Source organism: Aestuariibius violaceus (genome assembly GCF_040779325.2).
GTDB lineage: Bacteria > Pseudomonadota > Alphaproteobacteria > Rhodobacterales > Rhodobacteraceae > Aestuariibius > Aestuariibius violaceus.
Window position 1 is genome coordinate 813,979 of record NZ_JBFONT020000001.1, and the last position, 19,225, is coordinate 833,203.

The following is a 19,225-nucleotide window of genomic DNA, read 5'->3' on the forward strand; positions in this document are numbered from 1 at the left end:
AAAATTCTGCCCCTCAGACCCGACCCTTCCAAGGAACCAGCCATTTCTCGGCCCGGCGCATCAGGATGTCGATCCCGAAGCCGATGATGCCGATCAGGATGATCCCCATGATCACGATATCGGTCTGCTGAAACTTCGACGCTGCCATTATCATCATGCCGATACCCACCTCTGCGGCGACAAGCTCCGCGGCAACCACAGTCCCCCAGCAGACGCCCATCGCCACCCGCGCGCCGGTAAAGATCTCGGGCAGTGAATTGGGGATAATGACGTGCCGCAGGATCTGCCATTTCGACGCGCCCAGCGAATAGGCCGCATGCACCTTCGAGATCGCGACCCCCGACACCCCCGACCGCGCCGCGATCGCCATGATCCACAGGGCGGCGAGGAACAGCAGGATGATCTTCCCCGCCTCGCCGATCCCCGCCCAGATGATCACCAGTGGGATCAGCGCCAGCGGCGGCACCGGGCGCATGAACTCAACGATCGGATCGAACCAGCCCCGAAACCAGTCCGACAACCCCATCGCATAGCCCAGCGGGATGCCCACCAGTGAACCAAGGAAGAATCCGACCACCACCCGGAACAGCGAATAACCCAGATGCATCGCCAGGCTCGAGTTCATGTAGCCATCCGTCGAGATCTCGATGAATCGGCCCCAGACAGCCTCCGGCGGCGGCAGCCAGATCGCCTCCATCTGCCAGCCCGTCCGCGGCTCGACATTGAGCGTGCCCTTCGGCGTCATGGCGACGCGGGCGAAGTCGGTCATCACCTCGCCGCCCGGCGCGATGTCTTGCCCGTTGACCTGTGTGACCTGAACCTCGTCCTCGCGGCCCAGCTCGTCGTTGCGGTCCACGCGGATCAGGTCCGAGCGGTAGACGGGAATGACCGCCGCGTCGTCCTTGGCGAACCCCTCGCCCAGCGGCACCTCCGGCACGTCGGGGTCTTCGCCCGTCTCATGGACCAGCACCGTCACCGTCGCCACGTCCCGCGCGCCGTCGGGCCCCTGGGCTGTGTATTCGAACGTCCCCGTCCCGGTGAACGGCCCCGGCGCATGCAGGAAGCCCGGCACCCAGTTTGATCCAGTGAACGCGCCCCACAGCACGAAGATCGTCAGGATCGAGATGACCGAGGCCGCCCGGTTCGGCGTCACGGCGCTTTCGTCCCCGAAGGTCACCGTCTTGCGGGCCGTGTAATCCGACCGGATGACGCCCGCTGTCACCGCCCGAACGATCAAGAAGGCCGCGACAAAGATCGCGACGTAGATCGCCAAGATGATCATTGCGCCGCCTCAGCGCGGCCCATGATCTCTTCCTCCATGTCCCAGATCATGCCAAGGATCTCTTCCCGCGTCGTCGCAAACTCGGGATGCGTCTTCACCTCGCGCAGATCCGCGTTCACCCCCAGCTCCGCAAAGGGCAAGCGATACTCCTTGTGAATCCGACCGGGCCGCGGCGCCATCACCAGCAGCCGCTCGCCCAGCAACAGCGCCTCCTCCACCGAATGGGTGATCAGGATGATCGTCTTGCCCGTCTCCTTCCAGAGCTTCAGGACAAGCCCCTGCATCTTCTCCCGCGTCAGCGCGTCAAGCGCGCCGAGCGGTTCGTCCATCAGGATCACCTCGGGCTCATTGGCCAGACACCGCGCCAGCGCCACCCGCTGCTGCATACCCCCCGAGAGTTCATAAACCGCCTTCTCCTTGAAGGCGCTCAGCCCCACGACATCGAGCAGATGATCCACGATCTCTCGCTTCTCGGCGCGCTTCATCCCCTTCATCGACGGCCCGAATCCGACATTCTCCCGCACGCTCATCCACTCGAAGAGCGCGCCTTGCTGGAACACCATCCCGCGTTCCGCCCCCGGCCCCTCGACAGGCTGTCCGCCCAGCTTCACGGTGCCCTCCGTCGGGGCGAGAAACCCAGCGAGGATGTTCAGAAGCGTCGTTTTCCCGCAGCCAGACGGTCCCAGCACGCTCAACAGCTCTCCTTCCTTGAGGGTGAGCGACACGTCCTTCAGCGCCTGCACCGCGCCGCCATCGGGCAGCTCGAACCGCATCGACAGGTTCTCGATGATCAGTCCCGACATTTCCGCAATCCCCAGAATTTTCTAGAAAATTCTGCCGAAGCAAAATTTTCTAGAAAATTTTGGCACGGGCGGCGCCCGAAGACGCCGCCGGCACCCCGGTCAGTTCGCTGCGACCGTCTCAAGCGGCCCGGTGTCCACCGCATCGGCATAGCTGTCGAGCGCGCTGTCGATCGATCCCGCCTCGACAAAGACCTGCGCGACGCCCAGCATGAAGTCCTGCGCGCCGCCGCCCAGCCACTTCTCGGACAGCTGCTCATCGACGCCCGGGAAGACGAAGGTCGCCATCGTCTCGCGCGTCGCGTCCGGATCCATACCCGCGTCGCGCGCGATCACCGGCAGCATCTCCTCGGCCTCGGGACCGCCCGCATTCCAGCGGTCGTTCATGTCCGCCGTCACCTTCAGGAACGCCGAGACCACATCCGGGTTCTCGGCGACAAACCCGGCCGGCGCCGAGGTCACGTCGAAAACGAGGATGCCCAGCTCTTCCTTCTCGGCGCCGGTCAGAAGGACGTTGCCCTCTTCCGTCATCCGGCGCAGCGCACCGCCCCAGCCGCAGGCCATGTCGACCGAGCCCTGGGCCAGCGCCGCGGCGCCTTCGGCCGGGGCCATATCGACCACTTCCATCGACCCCACATCGACGCCGAAATGGTTCATCTGGTTCAGGAATCCGTAATGCGCGGCCGTTCCCAGCGGCACCGCGGCCTTCTTCCCGGCCAGCTCGCCCGCGCTGTCCTGATCGATCTCAAGATCCGTGCTCACCACGCAATTGTCGTTGTCGGAATAGCTTACTGCCACGTCCACGATCTGGATGTCCTGCCCGGCGCTCGTCGCGACCACGAAAGGCGGCACACCCTGGCTCACCGCGATCTGCACATCGCCCGAGGCCATGGCCGCCGACATCGCCGTCCCGGTGTCGAAGCTGACCCAGTTGATGTCGATGCCCATCTCCTGCTCGTAGATCTCGTTGACCTTCGCGAACTGGAACGGCATCGGCCATTCGAGGAAATAGGCCACCGTGATCTCATCCAGATGGCCCGCGGCCATCGCGCCTTGTCCGCCTGCAACCAGCGCCAGACCGGCGGCGGCTCCCATAAGTCTCTTCATCGCGTCAGTACTCCCCGTTTACTCTTGAGGCCCGTCTTGGCGAGCCTTCCTCAACTCCGGGCGCATGAACCCGATCCGGGGAGTGAGCCATCGCGACCACCCTCCCGTCAAGAAAACTCGACCATCGGTTTTGATCCGCGGATCTTTGCGCTGCCGGAATTCATCGCCGCCGCCAGCAGATCGGGCTTGCTGCGGGCAGGCTCCCTCGGGCATCCTTTCCGGCAGCCCCGGCCGCGTGCCGGGCCACCGCCGGGAGACGTGCCATGAACCTGCCCTTCAACGACCCCTCCAAGATCGTCGAGGCCGACCGCGCCCATGTCTGGCACCACCTGATCCAGCACAAGCCGTTCGAAACGGTCGATCCCCGGATCCTCGTCGAAGGCAAGGGGATGCGCGTCTGGGACATCACGGGGAAAGAGCATATCGATGCCCTCTCCGGCGGGGTCTGGACGGTCAATGTCGGCTACGGGCGCGAACGCATCGCCGATGCCGTCCGTGACCAGCTGGTGAAGTTCAACTTCTTCGGCGGCGTCCTTGGCACGATCCCCGGCGCCCAATTCGCCGAACGCCTGATCGAAAAGATGCCGGGCCTCTCCCGCGTCTACTATGCCAATTCGGGGTCCGAGGCGAACGAGAAGGCGTTCAAGATGGTCCGCCAGATCTCCCACCGGGTCCATGGCGGCAAGAAGGGCAAGATCCTCTACCGTCACCGCGACTATCACGGCACCACCATCGCCTGCCTCTCGGCCGGCGGTCAGGACGAACGCAACGCGGAATACGGCCCCTTCACCCCCGGTTTCGTCCGCGTCCCCCATTGCCTCGAATACCGCGCCCACGAGCTTGGCCTGGAACCCGGCCCCGGCTTCGGCGAGGCGGCCGCGAACCAGATCGAAGAGGTCATCCTCCGCGAAGGCCCCGACACGATCGGCGCCCTCTGCCTGGAACCCGTCACAGCCGGCGGCGGCCTCATCACGCCGCCGGACGGGTATTGGGAGCGCGTGCAGGAGATCTGCCGCCAATACGACATCCTGTTGCATATAGACGAGGTCGTCTGCGGCCTCGGCCGGATCGGCACGTGGTTCGGCTACCAGAAATACGGCGTCCAGCCCGATATCGTGACGATGGCCAAGGGCGTCGCCTCCGGCTACGCGGCCATCTCCTGCTGCGTGACGACTGAGGATGTGTTCGAAAAGTTCAAGGACGACACCGATCGCCTGGGCTATTTCCGCGACATCTCGACCTTCGGTGGCTGCACGGCGGGGCCGACGGCCGCGCTGGAGAACATGGCGATCATCGAGGACGAAAACCTCCTCGACAACTCCGCCACCATGGGCGCCTACCTGCACGAGCGCCTGACCGACCTCATGGACAAGCATTCGATGATCGGCGACGTCCGCGGCGAAGGCCTCTTCCGCGGCGCCGAACTCGTCACCGACCGCGAGACCAGGGAACCCCTGCCCGAAAAACAGGTCGGCGCCATCGTCGCTGACTGCATGGCTCAGGGTGCGATCATCGGCGCCACGAACCGCTCTGTCCCCGGCAAGAACAACACGCTCTGCCTCTCGCCCGCGCTCATCGCGACGAAGGACGACATCGACGAGATCGTGACGGCCATCGACGGCGCCCTGACCCGCGCCGCCTGACCGCCCGATAACGGCCTGCCCGCATGGTGGGCGCCCGTTCCTTGGGCACCCTGCCCGAACCTTGGGTGGAAATCAGCTGCGACAGAATTCTCCCTCAAGTAGAGGGTGACTTTCGCCCCGGCTTCGGGCACCCTGCACCCATATTCGATCAGGCACGGCCCCGGCCGTCACGATCCGCGGCACTTGTTCGGTCTGCCGCACCCTCCGTTTTAAGTGAGTGCGAAGGAAGATCCGACACCCGAAGAACAGCTCGAAGGATGCGATATGGCGGACGCCCTGCGCGGTGGACTGATCATCAATGAAGTTCTGGTCGATCCTAACAGCCCGGGAGGCGGGCCCGAGTTCGATACCGACGGCAACGGAACCGCCGACAACACGGACGAATTCGTCGAGCTCTACAACGCGTCAGACCAGCCGATCGATATCTCGGGGATCGAGCTCTGGGATTCCGCGCAAGGCAACTGGTTCACCTTTCCCGCGGGCACAATCCTTCAGCCGGGGGCGCGGGCCGTCGTCGTCGTAGGCGTCCAGGCCGGCGGATCGCTCCCCACCGGCGGGCCAGACGACCTCGCCTTCGACGCGGGCAGCAACGGTCCCATCCTCAACAACGGTGGCGAGAACATCGTCCTCTACGACCCCGCTGCCGATACCTATATCTCGGCGAGGTATAACGGCGACGCCCTCGACGATCCGACGAACAGCCCGGGCTATAACGGCTTTTCCACTACCGCGACCCGCATCGGCAATGGCGAGGATTTCGGCAACGACATCGACGGCTTCTCGATCCAGCGCTTTCCGGACGGGTCAGATACCTTCGTCAACGACCAGACGCCAACCCCGGCCACCGCCAATCTCTGCTTCACCGATGGAACGCGCCTGCAGACCCCGACCGGTCCCCGGCTGATCGACGACCTCGAACCGGGGGACGAGCTGCTCACCCGCGACAACGGCCCGCAAAAGATCGTCTGGATCTGGAAGGGCACACATGCCCCCGCCGACATCGCCGCCAATCCCGCGCTGAACTCGATCACCATCGGCAAGGGCGCCCTCGGGCACGGCCTGCCGTCGCGCGACCTGCGGCTCTCCCGGCAGCACCGCGTGCTTCTGACCTCGAAAATCGTCACCCGGATGTTCGGCATCGGCGCGGTGCTCGTTCCCGCAAAGGATCTTCTGGCGCTTCCGGGTGTCGCGCTCTCCCCGCTCGGCCCGCCGATCACCTATTTCCACATCCTGATGTCCCGGCACGAGGTTCTCTTCGCCGAAGGCGCCCCTGCCGAGACCCTGTTCCTCGGACCGGAATCGCTGAAATCCCTCTCGCCAGACGCGCTCGACGAAATCCGCCTGCTGCTGGGCGACCATGTCCTCGCCGAAGCCAGCGCCGCCGCCCAACCCGCGCATCTCTTCGCGAAAGGCCGGAAGGCCCGGAAGCTGATCGACCGCCACATCGCGAACGACAAGCCGCTGGCCGGCGCGCCCTAGCCACCCTCTCCGCACGATCCCTGTGCGCAGGGACCCCTTGCCCCGCCACCTCCGCCCGCTCCATATCCACCGGGACCCCGACAGGAGCGCGCCCCGATGACCTTCCGACCCGTCAAATCCACCGCCACCGCCCAGCCCACGATGGAAGGCGCAGGCGTCCATCTGCACCGGGTCTTCGGCTTCGGCGACCCCTCGGAAAGCGACCCCTTCCTCCTCCTCGACGATTTCCGCAACGACGACCCCCGCGCCTACGAACGCGGCTTCCCCTGGCACCCCCACCGCGGGATCGAAACCATCACCTACGTGCTGGAAGGTGAGGTCGAACACGGCGATTCGCTCGGCAATCAGGGCCTCCTCGGCCCCGGGTCGGTTCAGTGGATGACTGCGGGGTCCGGCATCCTCCATCAGGAGATGCCGCGCGGCAACGCGGCGGGCCAGATGCACGGCTTCCAGCTCTGGGCGAACCTGCCGTCGTCGGAAAAGATGACCACGCCCCGCTATCAGGACATCATGGGCACGGATATCCCGGAGATCACCGACGATGACGGCACCCGCATCCGCATCATCACCGGCCAGTTCTGGGGCACCAAAGGCCCCGTTGACGGCATCGCCGCAAACCCGCTCTACCTCGACGTCTCCATCCCGCCTGACACGCGCAAGACGCTGCCGGTCGACACCTACGCCAACACCTTCGCCTATGTCTTCGCGGGCGCCTGCAGCTTCCGCGACGCCTCCGATCCGGTCGGCATCCGGGTCGAGAAAGAGGTCGCAGGCCAGGAGCTCAACATCCGCGATCTCACCGGCAACCGCACGCTCGTCCGTTTCGACACGGGGAACGAGATCGCCGTGCGCTCCGGCCCCGACGGCGTCCGCTTCCTCCTGGTCAGCGGCCAGCCGATCCAGGAGCCTGTCGCCTGGCACGGCCCCATCGTGATGAACACGCAGGAAGAGCTGATGCAGGCCATGCGCGACCTTCAAAACGGCACGTTCATCCGCGCCGATCACTGATTTCGGGGCTTTCGGCGGGATCAACAATCCCACCTCCGGCACCCGGTATTGTTCCGCATGCAGAGACATTCTGTTGCGCGCCGACCCTGCGTGCGCACCGTTAACGACACGAATTTCGGCCGCCCCCTCCGACGGGATGCCGACGTGATGCCGACCGGATGCCGCACCCTGAAAACGCCCGTTAACCCTGTAAAATCGGCCGATTCGCGTTGCGCCGGGCGAAAACACCGCCCGCACCCGGCAAGAACCCGTTAAGGCCTGCGGCAAGTCTTGACACGCGATTACCTGCCCCCTCAGATCGCCGGACCAGCGGGAGGTATTGAGTAATGCAGATGACCACGGAAGAGGCGTTCGTCAAAACCCTCCAGCGGCACGGAATCGATCAGGCCTTCGGCATCATCGGGTCGGCCTTCATGCCGATTTCCGACCTGTTTCCAAAGGCCGGGATCACCTTCTGGGACTGCGCGCACGAAGGCTCCGGCGGCATGATGGCCGACGGCTACACCCGCGCCACCGGAAGCATGTCGATGATGATCGCCCAGAACGGCCCGGGCATCACGAACTTCGTCACCGCCGTCAAAACCGCCTACTGGAACCACACGCCGCTGCTGCTCGTCACGCCCCAGGCGGCCAACAAGACGCTCGGCCAGGGCGGCTTCCAGGAAGTCGAACAAATGGCTCTTTTCAAGGACATGGTCGCCTATCAGGAAGAGGTCCGCGACCCCTCCCGCATCGCCGAAGTCCTCAACCGCGTGATCCTCAAGGCCAAGCGCGCCTCCGCCCCCGCCCAGATCAACCTGCCCCGCGATTACTGGACCCAGGTGGTGGATATCGAGATCCCCGAACCGCGCGGCTTCGAACGCCCCTCCGGCGGCGAGGACGCGCTGGAAGAGGCGGCAAAGCTCCTCGGACAGGCCCGCTTCCCCGTCATCCTGAACGGCGCGGGCGTGGTGCTCGCGGGCGCCATCCCGGCGACGGTCAAGCTCGCCGAACGGCTCGATGCGCCGGTCTGCGTCGGCTACCAGCACAACGATGCGTTCCCAGGCACCCACCCCCTCTTCGCGGGGCCGCTCGGCTATAACGGATCGAAGGCCGCGATGCAGCTGATCTCCAAAGCCGACGTGGTTCTGGCCCTCGGCACGCGGCTTAATCCTTTTTCAACCTTACCGGGATATGGAATCGATTACTGGCCGAAATGGGCGCAGGTGATTCAGGTTGACCTGAACCCCGACCGCATCGGCCTGACGAAACCCGTCGCTGTGGGGATCGTCGGTGACGCGAAAAAGGTGGCCGAGGGCATCCTCAACCGCCTGCCCGACTATGCTGGCGACAGCGGCCGATCCGGCCGTAAAGTATTGATTTCAGAAACGAAATCCCGCTGGGCGCAGGAACTCTCCTCGATGGACCATGAAGAGGACGATCCCGGCACCACTTGGAACGAACGCGCCCGCGCCGCCAAGCCCGACTGGATGAGCCCCCGCATGGCCTGGCGCGCGATCCAGGCCGCCCTGCCGCGGGACGCGATCATCTCGTCCGATATCGGAAATAATTGTGCGATTGGAAACGCTTACCCCAGTTTCGACGAGGGCCGCAAATACCTCGCCCCCGGCCTCTTCGGCCCCTGCGGCTATGGCCTGCCCTCGATCGTCGGTGCCAAGATCGGTTGCCCCGACACCCCTGTCGTGGGCTTCGCGGGCGACGGCGCCTTCGGCATCGCCGTACCCGAACTCACCGCGATCGGCCGCCCCGAATGGCCCGCCATCACCATGGTCGTCTTCCGCAATTACCAATGGGGGGCCGAAAAGCGGAACTCCACCCTCTGGTTCGACGACAACTTCATCGGAACCGAGCTGGACGAGGATGTCTCCTACGCCGCCATCGCCCAGGCCTGTGGCCTGCAGGGGACCGTCGCCCGGACCATGGAAGAGCTGACCGAGGCGCTGCGTCAGGCGATCACCGACCAGATGGACCACGGAAAAACCACGCTGATAGAAGCCCTTATCAATCAGGAGCTTGGCGAACCCTTCCGTCGCGACGCCATGAAAGCCCCGGTGGAGGTGGCCGGAATCGACCCCGCCGACATGCGCCCGCAGACCGCCTGAGCCTCAGAACCCAGACCGGGCGATCCCGTCATCCAGCTTGCGCAGAAGATCCGTCCGCCGGATCCAGAACCGCGACGCGCCCAGCGGATCGCCCCGGAACAGCTCCCGGTTCCGCTCGATCGCATCGCGGCAATACTCCGCTTCCTCCAGCCGCGACGCGAAGGCCGCCGCGGCCACCAGATAGGCGCAATCGTTGAAATCGCTCCCCCGCGCCAGGTTCACGGCAAAGCGCATCGCGTCGTCGTAATCGCTCTCCATCAGCGCCCGGACGGCCGGGGCGGCATAATACCAGGCCGGCGGCAGCGGATCGAGCCTCAGCGCCTCTTCCGCCAGCGCGACTTCGTCCTCACAACTCGCACGCAGGCAGGAAAACAAGGCGATATCAGCCTTGTGCCGCGGATCATTCGGGTTCAGCGACGAGGCGCGCCGAAAGCTGGCGAGCGCCGCCTCTTCCCGCCCGTTGACCCACTGAACAAGTCCCAGATGCTCGTGCGAGATGTCGCTCCCCGGCGACAGGCGCACGGCGGTCTGCGCCATCTCAAGGGCCCGCTGTCGCCGGTCATTCAGATCACCCGGCTCGTAAAGGTCGCGGGACGGGTCGGTTGACAAGGCGATCATCCAGGCCAGAGCGGACAGCGCCATGCTGTTGTCGGGGTCCACGGCGACGAGCCGCTCCAGGCAGGCCCGCGCTGCCACATGCCCCCGGTTGGCACCTTCCTGCACCCAGCTCGCATAGCGCAGAAGGCAGACATAGCTGTCGATTCCCTGTTCCGTGTTGAGGCTGATCCCATCGCCGAGATGCGCCAGAACATCCCGCCCCACCGCCCCAAGCGGCGTCCCCACCTCGGAAGAAACCGTGTGAGAGACATCGGCCAGAAGCTCTCCATACGACGCCGCGCCGACCGCCCGGACCGTGCGGCCCCGCCAGACCGCGACATTGCTGTCCGCATGGCGCAAGGAGGTCGACACCGTCATCGCCGCCTCGTCGCTCACGATCGAGCCGCCCAGCAGGTAATCGACGGCAATCCCCCCGGTTCCATAGACAACCCCGCCCCGCGCAACGCCCAGCGCCCCGGGATCGTCGATCGTCAGCACGTCCATCGTCCCGAACCGCCACAGGTCCGAGGCGATCTGGTACTGCATGCCGGCGCCCAGGAAATCGAGCCGTTCCGTCCCGGTCAGGTTTGAAAACGGCAACACGCCAACCACAGGCCGGTTGTCGATGACCAGCGTGGCCTGCCGTCCGGTAAAGGTCAGGACGGCGCCCGCCCCGATAATGGCGACCAGGAGGAGGCCGGCCATCCCGCCCGCCAGCAACCGCCTCGAGCGCCGGGGAGGGGGGGTAGCCTCGCCCGCGCCGCCCGAGAACTCGGGCACATAACTGCGCTGCGGCAGCGTGACCTGCACCGGGCTCCCGGCCCCATCGCCTTCTGCATGATCCTGCAGCGCCTTGCGCAGCCGCGTCATGGCCACCCGGACGATGGGATCGGTCGACGGGTCGAAGTCTTCATCGCGGTCGAAGATGTCGAAGGCAATCGCGTAGGGCGTCAGTTCCCGCCCGTCGATCGCGGCCTCACCGATGTAGCGTAACAGCGCTGCGCTGCGCTCTGACCGCGCGATTGCAGGGGCAGCCAGGACGTCCTCCAGCGCTGCACGCTTATCCTCCGGGGACAAAACCAACAGCCGCGACCCCCTTATTTTCAACACGCCTCTACCTGACGTAGCACGTTACAGGCGTTCAGGTAACGCACGTTACTTCGATTATGGCTACCGCTGGGTCAAGCTGCACCCATTCTCGCAAAAGGAGCCGTCCCGATGCATACAGCCTTGATCTCGCCAACTGCCCGCAACGTCCATTTCCGCGCCGCGCCCCGCCGCCGTGTCACGATCTGTCAGACCCAGATGGACCAGGTCCCGCCCGCCAATGCCGACACGAAAAGCCTCGCCCCCCGGGAGATGGAGGTGCTGACCCTCATCGCCCGCGGCAAGAGCAACTCCGTCATCGCCCAGATCCTCGGCATCTCGATCCACACGGTCGACACGGTCTGCCGCCGGTTGATGGCCAAGATGGCAACCTCCAGCCGTACGACGGCCGCCGTCCGCGCCGCCCAGAAGGGCCTCCTGCCGCAGATCTGAGAAGAGGCGTTATCGCATGCGACGACCGAGACTGGCCGTCAGCACGTAGGTGACGACCAGACTCAGGGCCAGCGCGGCCAGAAATGCGCCCGCCGCAGCGCTTGCCGTGGCCGGCAAGAAAGCGGCCAGTGGCGCCCCTGTGAAGATGACCGGGGCCAGGATCACCCCAAAGAGGACGAGCGCGACGACCTGAGCGCCGAAGATGGCCGTTGCAGCCGGGCGGCCCGCGGCCCGACTTCCGGCCTGACCGGCCCGGCGCAGCGCGGTCAAAGCCCGCCCCACATCCTGCTGCATCGCCATGAGCGCAGGCACGACAAGAAGCACGATCAGCATCCCGAAGCCAAGCCCGTAGACCAGCGTGATCACGGTGGGCTTCAGGAACTGTGCCTGCGATGACCGCTCAAAGAGGAGCGGCGCGAGGCCCAGAACCGTCGTCAGGGTGGTGAGCAGCACCGGGCGCAAGCGGTCCGCCGCGCCGTCGATGATGGCGGGGACCAGCCCGCGCTCCTTCGCATATTCGTCGATGGTCGTGACCAGCACGATGGAATCGTTGATGACGATGCCGGTCATGCCGATCAGGCCGACGACGGTGAACATCGACAGCGGCACGTCATGCAGCCAGTGCCCGAAGATTGTCCCGACAAGGCCGAAGGGGATGATCGCCATGACGACGAAGGGGCGGCTCCACGAGGCGAAGATCCACGAGAGAACGAGGTAGATGCCAAGAAGGACCAGGATAAAGCCAAGGCGGGCGTCATTGAGGAACTCGTCTTCCTGCTCTGCCAGACCGGCAAGCTGGGTTTCGACGCTGAAGAGCGTTCGGATCTCCGGCAGGATCTCTGTCTCCAACTGCTCGGAGATCACGGCAGCACGGTTGGCGTCGTCTTCGTTGATGTCACCGCTGACCGAGACGACCTGAAGGCCGTTTTCTCGGGTAATCGTGGAAAAGCCGGTGCGGCGGTCGACCGAAACGATATCGGCAAGCGGCACATAGGCGCCATCCGGCGTGCGAAGCTGGGTCCGTTCGAGGAAATCCGCGGTCAGTTCGCTGTCGGGGATCTCGACCCGGATCTCGGCCGAGCGGGGGCCGTCAGGGTAAGTCGCCGCCTCGATCCCTTCGAGGCGGTTGCGCAGGGTCTGGCCTAGATCGTCGATGGTAAAGCCAAGCGCCTCACCCTGCGGGGTGAGGTCGAGAATGACCTCGTCGCGGTCATAGGCAAGACTGTCTTCGAGGGCTGAGACTTCGGGGAACTGACCAAGCTGGGTCTTCAACTCTTCCGCGGCGGCTTTGAGAGTGGCGGAGTCCGCCCCATAAAGCTGGACGTCGATCGCATCGCCACCCGGTCCGCCGCGCCAGGAGCGGAAGGAGACATCTTCGACCAGCGGCAGGCGGGTGACGCGGTCCTGCAGCTCTCCGACAAAGGCGAAGGAGGAGTAGGGGCGGAGGTCGGCATCGATCAACTCGATCGAGATGCCACCGAGGAGGTCGTCATCCTTGTTCTCGGCACCCGCCATTCCCCGGCCCGCGTTCCCACCGATCTGGGCCATGACGAAATCGAGGGGATTGGCGCCATAACGCTCTTCGTACTCCGCCCCAAGCTCTTCGGTGGCGCGCTGCATTTCGCGCATCATGACAAGGGTATCTTCGCGGGTGGCCCCGTTGGTCATCATGAAGTTGCCGGTGACGGAGTTTTCTTCTGGCGAGTTGAAGAAGCGCCACTGGACCTGACCCGAGGCGAAGAGAGCGACTTGTGTGGAGAGGATGAAGACCGTGGCGGCGAGGACCGGGTAGCGTAGGACAATGACGGTGCGGATCAGAGGCTTGAAAAGGTTCTGGCGCACCCAGTTGAAGCCGCGCGTGACATTGCGGGATGGGGCATCGTACCAGTCGCGGCGCAGCGCAGCGACGATCTTGGTTTTGCGGGCTCGCGGGAGGAGCAGGAATACGGCGAGAGGGATGGCGCCACCGATGGCAGCGGTACGAAGGGTCTCTGGCGCGGTCCAGCCTGAGAAGGGGCCAGCGAGACCGGTCAGAGAGACGAGCGCCACGGCGATCACGCCAGCAATCACGGGCAGGAGGATCAACGCCAGCAGCAGGTTCCAGGCGCTGCCCCTCTGATCACGTGTCTTGAGCGCGTGGCTCATGTGGTTCGGCAGGATCAGGAAGCACTCGATCAGGGACGCGATCAGCACGACGATCACTGTGAAGGGGATGTCGGCGATCAGGTCGCCGAAGCGCCCGCCGATGACGACGAGGCCAAAGAAGGCGATGACAGTAGTCAGCGTGGCCGAGAAGACCGGTGTGAACATGCGCTTGGCAGCGTTTTCGGCGGCGATGACGGGTTCTTCGCCCAGATTGCGGACCCGGAAATCAGCGTGTTCGCCCACGACAATGGCGTCGTCGACCACGATACCAAGCGTGATAATCAGCGCAAAAAGCGAGATCATGTTGATCGTGATCCCGGCGAGCCACATCAGCCCGATCGCGGCGAACAGCGCGACGGGAATACCTGCCGCGACCCAGAACGCTGTGCGCGCATTGAGGAAGAAAAAGAGGAGCGATAGGACAAGGGCGAGGCCGACGACGGCATTGTCCATCAGGATATCGAGGCGGCCCGAGATGTATTCGGCGCGCTCCCGGATCAGGTCGATGCTGACGCCCTCGGGAAGCGTCGTGACCATCTCCGCCGCGACCTCCTCAACCAGGCGCTGGATTTCGATGGCGTCGCCCTGTGCGGAGCGGTCAACCCGCATCGTGATTGCGGGGTTTTCCCTCACAAAATAGGCGGCGTTGCGGTCAATGCCGCGGATCGTGACAATGGCCACGTCGCCTACGGAGAGGGAGGAGCCGTCATCATTGGTGCGCAACGTGATCGCCTCGATCTCGTCGGCGGAACGTTTGGCGGTGCCCGTCCGGATGCGCTCGGCGCCAGGCACATCGCCAGCTGGGTCTGCGTCGGCCTCGGCCCGGATCGCTTCGGCGATTTCCGTCAGCGTCAAGTCGTGTTCAATGAGGGCGATGGAAGGGACTTCCACCAGGGTTTCCGGCGCGGCAATGCCGCGGATCGAGGTGCGGGTGACGCCGACCGCAAAGAGCCGGGTCGTGAGCTCGTCAGCGAACCGGGCCAGCTGATCGGTGCCGACAGGGCCGGTGATGACGATATCTGTAACGCGGTCCCGCCAGGCACCGCGCCGGACGGTCGGTTCCTCTGACGCGTCGGGGAGGGTCGTGACGCCATCGACGGCTTGCGAGACGTCTTCAAAGCCTCGGGCGACGTCCCAGTTGGGCTCAAAGTCCAGGGTAATCGACGCGCTGCCTTCTCGGGCAGTCGCCTCGGAGCTTTCGACGCCTTCGACGGCGAGGAGGACGGGTTCAAGGACCTGCACGATGCCCGCATCCACATCCTCGGCCCCGGCGCCGTCCCAACTGACCGAGACAGTGACGTTGTCAATCACAACATCGGGGAAGAACTGGGCGCGCATCTGCGGAAACGCGATGAGGCCGGAGGCGACCATCAGGACGAGCAGCAGGTTGGCGAGCGTCCTGTGACGGGTAAAGTAGGACAAGATGCCACCGGCGCGAAGGTCGCGGACCACCCCTTACCCCCCCATCCGGGATTCGAGGCGGGCCACCATGCTGGCCGGAACCTGATCCGCCTCGAGCTGGGTGCGAACGCGGGCCTTGGCCTCGTCAGGCATTCTCGTGTTCGCCTCGACAATAGCGATCAACTGGGCGCGACGCTCGGGGGTAAGCGTGATCATGGCAGCTTGCTCGGGGGCTGTGCCGGTGCGGAGCGGACGAACACGGATGCCATCGCCGAGAAGGGGGGAGCGTTCAGAGACCACCTCCCGTCCAGCAAGGCCACTGGCACGGACAAGAATGTCATCGCCCTGCCGCCGCATCAGCGTGACAGGAGCAACCTCTAGCCGTTCCTCCTCGCCTAAGACGAGCACTGTGCTGTCAGCTCCAAGGGCAGAGGCGGGAAGAAGGGCCACTCGATCAAGTGGCGGCTCCTCGATCTGGACGGTCACGAAGTCGCCGGGACGAAAGCCAGGCGCGGCGCCGAGGGTGGCAAAGATCAGGCGGCCGGTCTGGCCTTCTGCCACGGCGGCACTTTCCCGCGTGATCTCTCCATTTGCGGTCAGATCGACGCCACCGACATCGAGGCGGACAGTGACGGGAAGCCGGATGAGGCGGCCCTCATCGTCAAGCAGGCGGGTATATTGCGCGGTCGACACGCGGAAGGCGACCTCAAGCAGGCTTGGATCGATAAGCTGGCCGGTCTGCTCGTTCGCGGTAAGGCGCAGGCCGGGTACGATGTCGATATCCGACAGAGTGCCGTCGAAAGCGGCAGTGAGCGTTGTGTCCCCGACGGTACGTTGGGCTTCGGAGAGGTTCACTTCCTCCCGCGCGAGCCGCGTGACCGCTTGGTCGCGTGTGGCTTGGGCCTCGGCAAGGGATTGGCGGCGGGAAAGGACGGTCTGATCGGCGCTGGCAACCGCCAGCTCGGCGCTTTCAACTGCGGCGGCGGTGCCCACGCCACGCTCTTCAAGGCCCTGCTGACGGTCGAGCGCGCGACGCTGGAGATCGGCTTGGCGCTCGGCGGCAGCACGTTCGTCCTCGGCCAGCAAAAGGCGGGTTTCGGCATCGCGCAGGTTCGCTTCGGCATCCTGCACGTCAGCACGGACCCGGGCGAGTGCCGCTTCGGCTTCGGCCCCGTCGAGGCGGTAGATCAGTTCGCCTTGGGTGACGCGGCCGCCATCGACGGTATTCTCACCGATCTCCACGATGGTGCCGCCAACAGGCAGGCGAAGGTCGATCGTGCGGCGGCTTTGCGCCTCGCCAAACGCGGTTAGGATTGGGGTGATCGTCTGCGGCTCGACCGTGGTGACATTGACGGCGAAGACACGCTCTTGCGCAGGTCTGCCAGGGCCGTCATCGGCCATGCGTTCCTGAACCGCATCCACGACCGTGCGCCCCGCAAGCGCGAAGAGCGCGAGGGTCAGGCCGAGGAGGAAGACGCCGACGAGGCCGCGACGAAGAAACCGCATGATACGCCCTGTTTTTATACTGCTTCTAAGGTAAGGCGTGAGGAATCATTACCAAGTCATGCAATATCATACGCGCGAAGGTGTTATTTCCGTCGCTGGTGTTCGGTGAGGCGGGGAAAGATTTCGACGAAGTTACACGGACGATGGCGATAGTCGAGCTGGAGCTTGAGGATTTCGTCCCAGGCGTCCCGACACGCGCTGGGAGAGCCGGGGAGCGCGAAGAGGTAGGTGCCGTTCGCGACGCCTCCGGTGGCGCGGGACTGAACAGCGGACGTGCCGATCTTGGCCAGCGAGATGTGGGTGAAGACGGTGCCGAAGGCTTCGATCTCCTTCTCGTAGACATCGCGGTGGGCCTCGACGGTGACGTCTCGACCGGTCAGCCCTGTGCCGCCGGTCGAAAGGACGACATCAATCTTGGGATCCGCGCACCAGCTCTGGAGTTTGTCGGCGATCTGTTTGCGGTCGTCCCGGACGATGTCGCGGGCGGTCAGGATGTGGCCGGCGCCTTCAAGGCGCTCGACGAGGGTGTTGCCTGAGCGATCGTCCTCGGGGGTGCGGGTGTCCGAGACGGTCAGCACCGCGATGCGAACGGGAATGAAGTCGCGGCTTTCGTCAATACGGCTCATATCTCGATCCAATTAGGTGTGGGGCCAAGGTTCATGACCGTGGTCCTCCCGATGCGGGCCGTTTGCCCCCAGCTATCGTGAACATGGCCGCACAAAAGGTAATGAGGCTGCAAACGCTCGACCGCGGCCCGGACAGCCGTGGAACCTATTGGTCCCGTTCTGGAGTGCTCGTCTGCCGCTCCCTTGGGTGGGGAATGGGAGATCAGGATGTCGGCTTTGGCGATCCGGTCAAGAAGGTTTGCGGCGGCATCCTCGGTCAGATCCCAGGACTCCCAGGGGATTGGAGGAAGCGGCGGTGTTGCGCCGCCGATCCCGCCGATGGCAATGTTGCCCCGCATGGTGACGTCGCCTTGCAGGCAGAGGGCCGAGGTCGCATCGACCAGCTCGTCGAAACTCTCGTTATTGCCGGCCACATAGATCGCCTTTTTCCCGAAGGGTTCGAGCTTTGCCATGTAGTCGGCCAGCCCGTCGCGGCGCTGGGCGAAGTCTCCGGCGCCAATGACGAGATCGGCGTCCTCGGCAGCGGCGACAATCGCTTCGGCAGCCTCTTTATCGAGGTGGAGATCAGAGAATGCGAGGATCTTCATGTGCGGCTCTCCCGAGCGAGGCGCAGCGCTAGGGCACCGAAGACGGTTGCCGTTGCAAAGCGCACAATGCGTTCGAGTCGGACGTTGGTGAGAAGTTGCCGTCCGAGACCGCCGGCGAAGATGCCAACAAGGCCGTTTACGATGAAGCCCCCGATGGCGAGGATTGCGCCGAAGGCCAGGAATTGCGGTAGGATCGAAAGCGAAGGGTCCACGAATTGCGGAACGAAGGCCAAGATAAACAGGACGACCTTCGGATTCGACAGGTTCACGATTAGCCCGTCTCGGAAGGCCCGCCGCGGCTCAACGGGCGGCTTGTCGGCGGCAGTGATCGGAGTGGTCAGTGTCCGCCACGCAAGCCAGAGCAGGTAAGCGACACCGATCCAGCGAATAAGCCCAAAAAGCACCGGAAATGCAGCGACAAGCGCACCAAGGCCGAGGCCCGCGGCGGTGACATGCACCATGGCTCCGGCCGAAATGCCGGCAGAGGCGGCGATCGTGGGGCGCGGCCCACCGCGTAGACCTTGGGCGAGGCAGAACATCATGTCGGACCCTGGCAAGAGGTTCAGCGCCAGTGCAGCAGGCAGGAAGGCGACGAGGGTGCTGGGGTCGATCATAGCTCCCTCAGCTTTGCCTTGAGAGACAGCAGATCGGCCCATGCTTCCCGTTTTGCAGCCGGTTGGCGCAGCAGGTAGGCAGGGTGGAACATTGGCAGCAATGGTTTGCTCATCGCCTCAGTCCAGTTGCCGCGCAGGCGGGTGATGCCCGTGCGGCCGAGCACCGCCTGGCACGGTGTGTTGCCCATGAGGACGAGAACGTAAGGATCAGCGAGCGCGACGTGCCTTTCAAGAAACGGCAGAAGCATCGCGATCTCGGCCTTGTCAGGCGTTCGGTTCTGGGGTGGCCGCCACGGCAGGACGTTGGTGATGTAGACCGCATGTTCGGTGTCGGGGTGATCGCGGGCCATGTCGATCGCGGCGAGCATCCGATCCAGCAATTGGCCTGCGCGACCGACAAACGGCCGGCCCTGCAGGTCCTCATCGCGGCCGGGAGCCTCGCCAACGATCATCACGCGGGCGTTTGGATTGCCGTCGCAGAAGACGAAATTGCGCGCGCCTTTCTTGAGTTCGCAATGCTCGTAGGCGGCCATGGCGGCGGCAAGTCCATCGAGATCAGACGCAGCTTGAGCGGCGGCACGAGCGACGACAACCGGATCGACATCGGCAAGGAGTGACGGCGCCGGAACGGGCGCTGCAGTCTTGGCGGTCTTTATCTCTCGGGTTTTTTCGGCGGGCAGGTCGTATCGGTTGACCGGGATGTCGCCGATAGATTCATCAGCGCCAAGCTCGACCTGCCAGTCGAGGGCTGCGAAATCGCTCCAGAATCGGTCGGCGCCGGGCATGAGC

At 64.7% G+C, this 19,225-nt stretch carries 15 protein-coding genes; 5 read left to right on the forward strand and 10 right to left on the reverse strand.

The window, feature by feature from the left end; genetic code table 11:
* Positions 1 to 13: 13 nt before the first annotated feature.
* From AADZ90_RS04060 to AADZ90_RS04070, 3 genes are all read right to left on the reverse strand, one after another.
* Positions 14 to 1,282 carry an ABC transporter permease gene (locus tag AADZ90_RS04060; RefSeq protein ID WP_367309039.1) on the reverse strand — a complete coding sequence of 423 codons (1,269 nt, stop codon included), beginning with the start codon at positions 1,280 to 1,282 and terminating at the stop codon, positions 14 to 16.
* Positions 1,279 to 2,085, reverse strand: a complete 807-nt coding sequence (locus AADZ90_RS04065; RefSeq protein WP_367309038.1) for an ABC transporter ATP-binding protein — start codon at positions 2,083 to 2,085, stop codon at positions 1,279 to 1,281. Before AADZ90_RS04065 ends, AADZ90_RS04060 begins: the two co-directional genes overlap by 4 nt.
* Positions 2,086 to 2,184: 99 nt before the next feature.
* Positions 2,185 to 3,189, reverse strand: a complete 1,005-nt coding sequence (locus AADZ90_RS04070) for a taurine ABC transporter substrate-binding protein (RefSeq protein ID WP_367309037.1) — start codon at positions 3,187 to 3,189, stop codon at positions 2,185 to 2,187.
* A 263-nt stretch (positions 3,190 to 3,452) separates the two neighbouring features.
* Here AADZ90_RS04070 and AADZ90_RS04075 point away from each other — a divergent pair, with 263 nt between their 5' ends.
* The 4 genes from AADZ90_RS04075 (at position 3,453) to xsc (ending at position 9,421) form a co-directional block, all read left to right on the forward strand.
* A complete protein-coding gene (locus AADZ90_RS04075; protein ID WP_367309036.1) occupies positions 3,453 to 4,832 on the forward strand; it encodes an aminotransferase family protein in 1,380 nt (459 codons plus the stop codon).
* Between the two features lie 264 nt (positions 4,833 to 5,096).
* Positions 5,097 to 6,311, forward strand: coding sequence for a Hint domain-containing protein (locus tag AADZ90_RS04080; protein ID WP_411996936.1), 1,215 nt, complete (start codon positions 5,097 to 5,099; stop codon positions 6,309 to 6,311).
* A 96-nt stretch (positions 6,312 to 6,407) separates the two neighbouring features.
* Positions 6,408 to 7,319, forward strand: a complete 912-nt coding sequence (locus AADZ90_RS04085; protein ID WP_367309034.1) for a pirin family protein — start codon at positions 6,408 to 6,410, stop codon at positions 7,317 to 7,319.
* A 326-nt stretch (positions 7,320 to 7,645) separates the two neighbouring features.
* Entirely contained in the window at positions 7,646 to 9,421 is a 1,776-nt protein-coding gene (xsc, locus tag AADZ90_RS04090; RefSeq protein ID WP_367309033.1) for a sulfoacetaldehyde acetyltransferase, read from the forward strand.
* 3 nt (positions 9,422 to 9,424) lie between these two features.
* On the opposite strand, the gene AADZ90_RS04095 is transcribed toward xsc, so the two are convergent.
* The gene (locus AADZ90_RS04095) at positions 9,425 to 11,101 is read right to left on the reverse strand and encodes a hypothetical protein (protein ID WP_367309032.1); all 1,677 of its coding nucleotides are present in this window, start codon (positions 11,099 to 11,101) and stop codon (positions 9,425 to 9,427) included.
* 135 nt (positions 11,102 to 11,236) lie between these two features.
* On the opposite strand from AADZ90_RS04095, the gene AADZ90_RS04100 reads away from it, so the two are divergent.
* Positions 11,237 to 11,557 carry a response regulator transcription factor gene (locus AADZ90_RS04100; protein ID WP_367309031.1) on the forward strand — a complete coding sequence of 107 codons (321 nt, stop codon included), beginning with the start codon at positions 11,237 to 11,239 and terminating at the stop codon, positions 11,555 to 11,557.
* Positions 11,558 to 11,566: 9 nt separating this feature from the next.
* Here the strand turns inward: AADZ90_RS04100 and AADZ90_RS04105 are convergent, their stop codons facing one another.
* The 6 genes from AADZ90_RS04105 to AADZ90_RS04130 form a co-directional block, all read right to left on the reverse strand.
* Positions 11,567 to 15,154, reverse strand: a complete 3,588-nt coding sequence (locus tag AADZ90_RS04105; protein ID WP_367309030.1) for an efflux RND transporter permease subunit — start codon at positions 15,152 to 15,154, stop codon at positions 11,567 to 11,569.
* A 3-nt stretch (positions 15,155 to 15,157) separates the two neighbouring features.
* Positions 15,158 to 16,609, reverse strand: a complete 1,452-nt coding sequence (locus tag AADZ90_RS04110) for an efflux RND transporter periplasmic adaptor subunit (protein ID WP_367309029.1) — start codon at positions 16,607 to 16,609, stop codon at positions 15,158 to 15,160.
* A gap of 83 nt (positions 16,610 to 16,692) precedes the next feature.
* The gene (moaB, locus tag AADZ90_RS04115) at positions 16,693 to 17,235 is read right to left on the reverse strand and encodes a molybdenum cofactor biosynthesis protein B (RefSeq protein ID WP_367309028.1); all 543 of its coding nucleotides are present in this window, start codon (positions 17,233 to 17,235) and stop codon (positions 16,693 to 16,695) included.
* Entirely contained in the window at positions 17,232 to 17,822 is a 591-nt protein-coding gene (locus tag AADZ90_RS04120) for a metallophosphoesterase family protein (RefSeq protein WP_367309027.1), read from the reverse strand. The genes moaB and AADZ90_RS04120 overlap by 4 nt, the downstream gene beginning before the upstream one ends.
* On the reverse strand, positions 17,819 to 18,436 hold the full coding sequence (locus tag AADZ90_RS04125; RefSeq protein ID WP_367309026.1) for a LysE family translocator: 618 nt from the start codon (positions 18,434 to 18,436) through the stop codon (positions 17,819 to 17,821). The genes AADZ90_RS04120 and AADZ90_RS04125 overlap by 4 nt, the downstream gene beginning before the upstream one ends.
* Positions 18,433 to 19,221, reverse strand: coding sequence for a uracil-DNA glycosylase (locus tag AADZ90_RS04130; RefSeq protein WP_367309025.1), 789 nt, complete (start codon positions 19,219 to 19,221; stop codon positions 18,433 to 18,435). The genes AADZ90_RS04125 and AADZ90_RS04130 overlap by 4 nt, the downstream gene beginning before the upstream one ends.
* Between the last annotated feature and the right edge of the window lie 4 nt (positions 19,222 to 19,225).

Coding starts and splice junctions, on each gene's coding strand:
- AADZ90_RS04060 (WP_367309039.1), bottom strand. CDS start 1,282: ATGATCATCTTGGCGATCTACGTCGCGATCTTTGTCGCGGCCTTCTTG.
- AADZ90_RS04065 (WP_367309038.1), bottom strand. CDS start 2,085: ATGTCGGGACTGATCATCGAGAACCTGTCGATGCGGTTCGAGCTGCCC.
- AADZ90_RS04070 (WP_367309037.1), bottom strand. CDS start 3,189: ATGAAGAGACTTATGGGAGCCGCCGCCGGTCTGGCGCTGGTTGCAGGC.
- AADZ90_RS04075 (WP_367309036.1), top strand. CDS start 3,453: ATGAACCTGCCCTTCAACGACCCCTCCAAGATCGTCGAGGCCGACCGC.
- AADZ90_RS04080 (WP_411996936.1), top strand. CDS start 5,097: ATGGCGGACGCCCTGCGCGGTGGACTGATCATCAATGAAGTTCTGGTC.
- AADZ90_RS04085 (WP_367309034.1), top strand. CDS start 6,408: ATGACCTTCCGACCCGTCAAATCCACCGCCACCGCCCAGCCCACGATG.
- xsc (WP_367309033.1), top strand. CDS start 7,646: ATGCAGATGACCACGGAAGAGGCGTTCGTCAAAACCCTCCAGCGGCAC.
- AADZ90_RS04100 (WP_367309031.1), top strand. CDS start 11,237: ATGCATACAGCCTTGATCTCGCCAACTGCCCGCAACGTCCATTTCCGC.
- AADZ90_RS04110 (WP_367309029.1), bottom strand. CDS start 16,609: ATGCGGTTTCTTCGTCGCGGCCTCGTCGGCGTCTTCCTCCTCGGCCTG.
- moaB (WP_367309028.1), bottom strand. CDS start 17,235: ATGAGCCGTATTGACGAAAGCCGCGACTTCATTCCCGTTCGCATCGCG.
- AADZ90_RS04120 (WP_367309027.1), bottom strand. CDS start 17,822: ATGAAGATCCTCGCATTCTCTGATCTCCACCTCGATAAAGAGGCTGCC.
- AADZ90_RS04125 (WP_367309026.1), bottom strand. CDS start 18,436: ATGATCGACCCCAGCACCCTCGTCGCCTTCCTGCCTGCTGCACTGGCG.
- AADZ90_RS04130 (WP_367309025.1), bottom strand. CDS start 19,221: ATGCCCGGCGCCGACCGATTCTGGAGCGATTTCGCAGCCCTCGACTGG.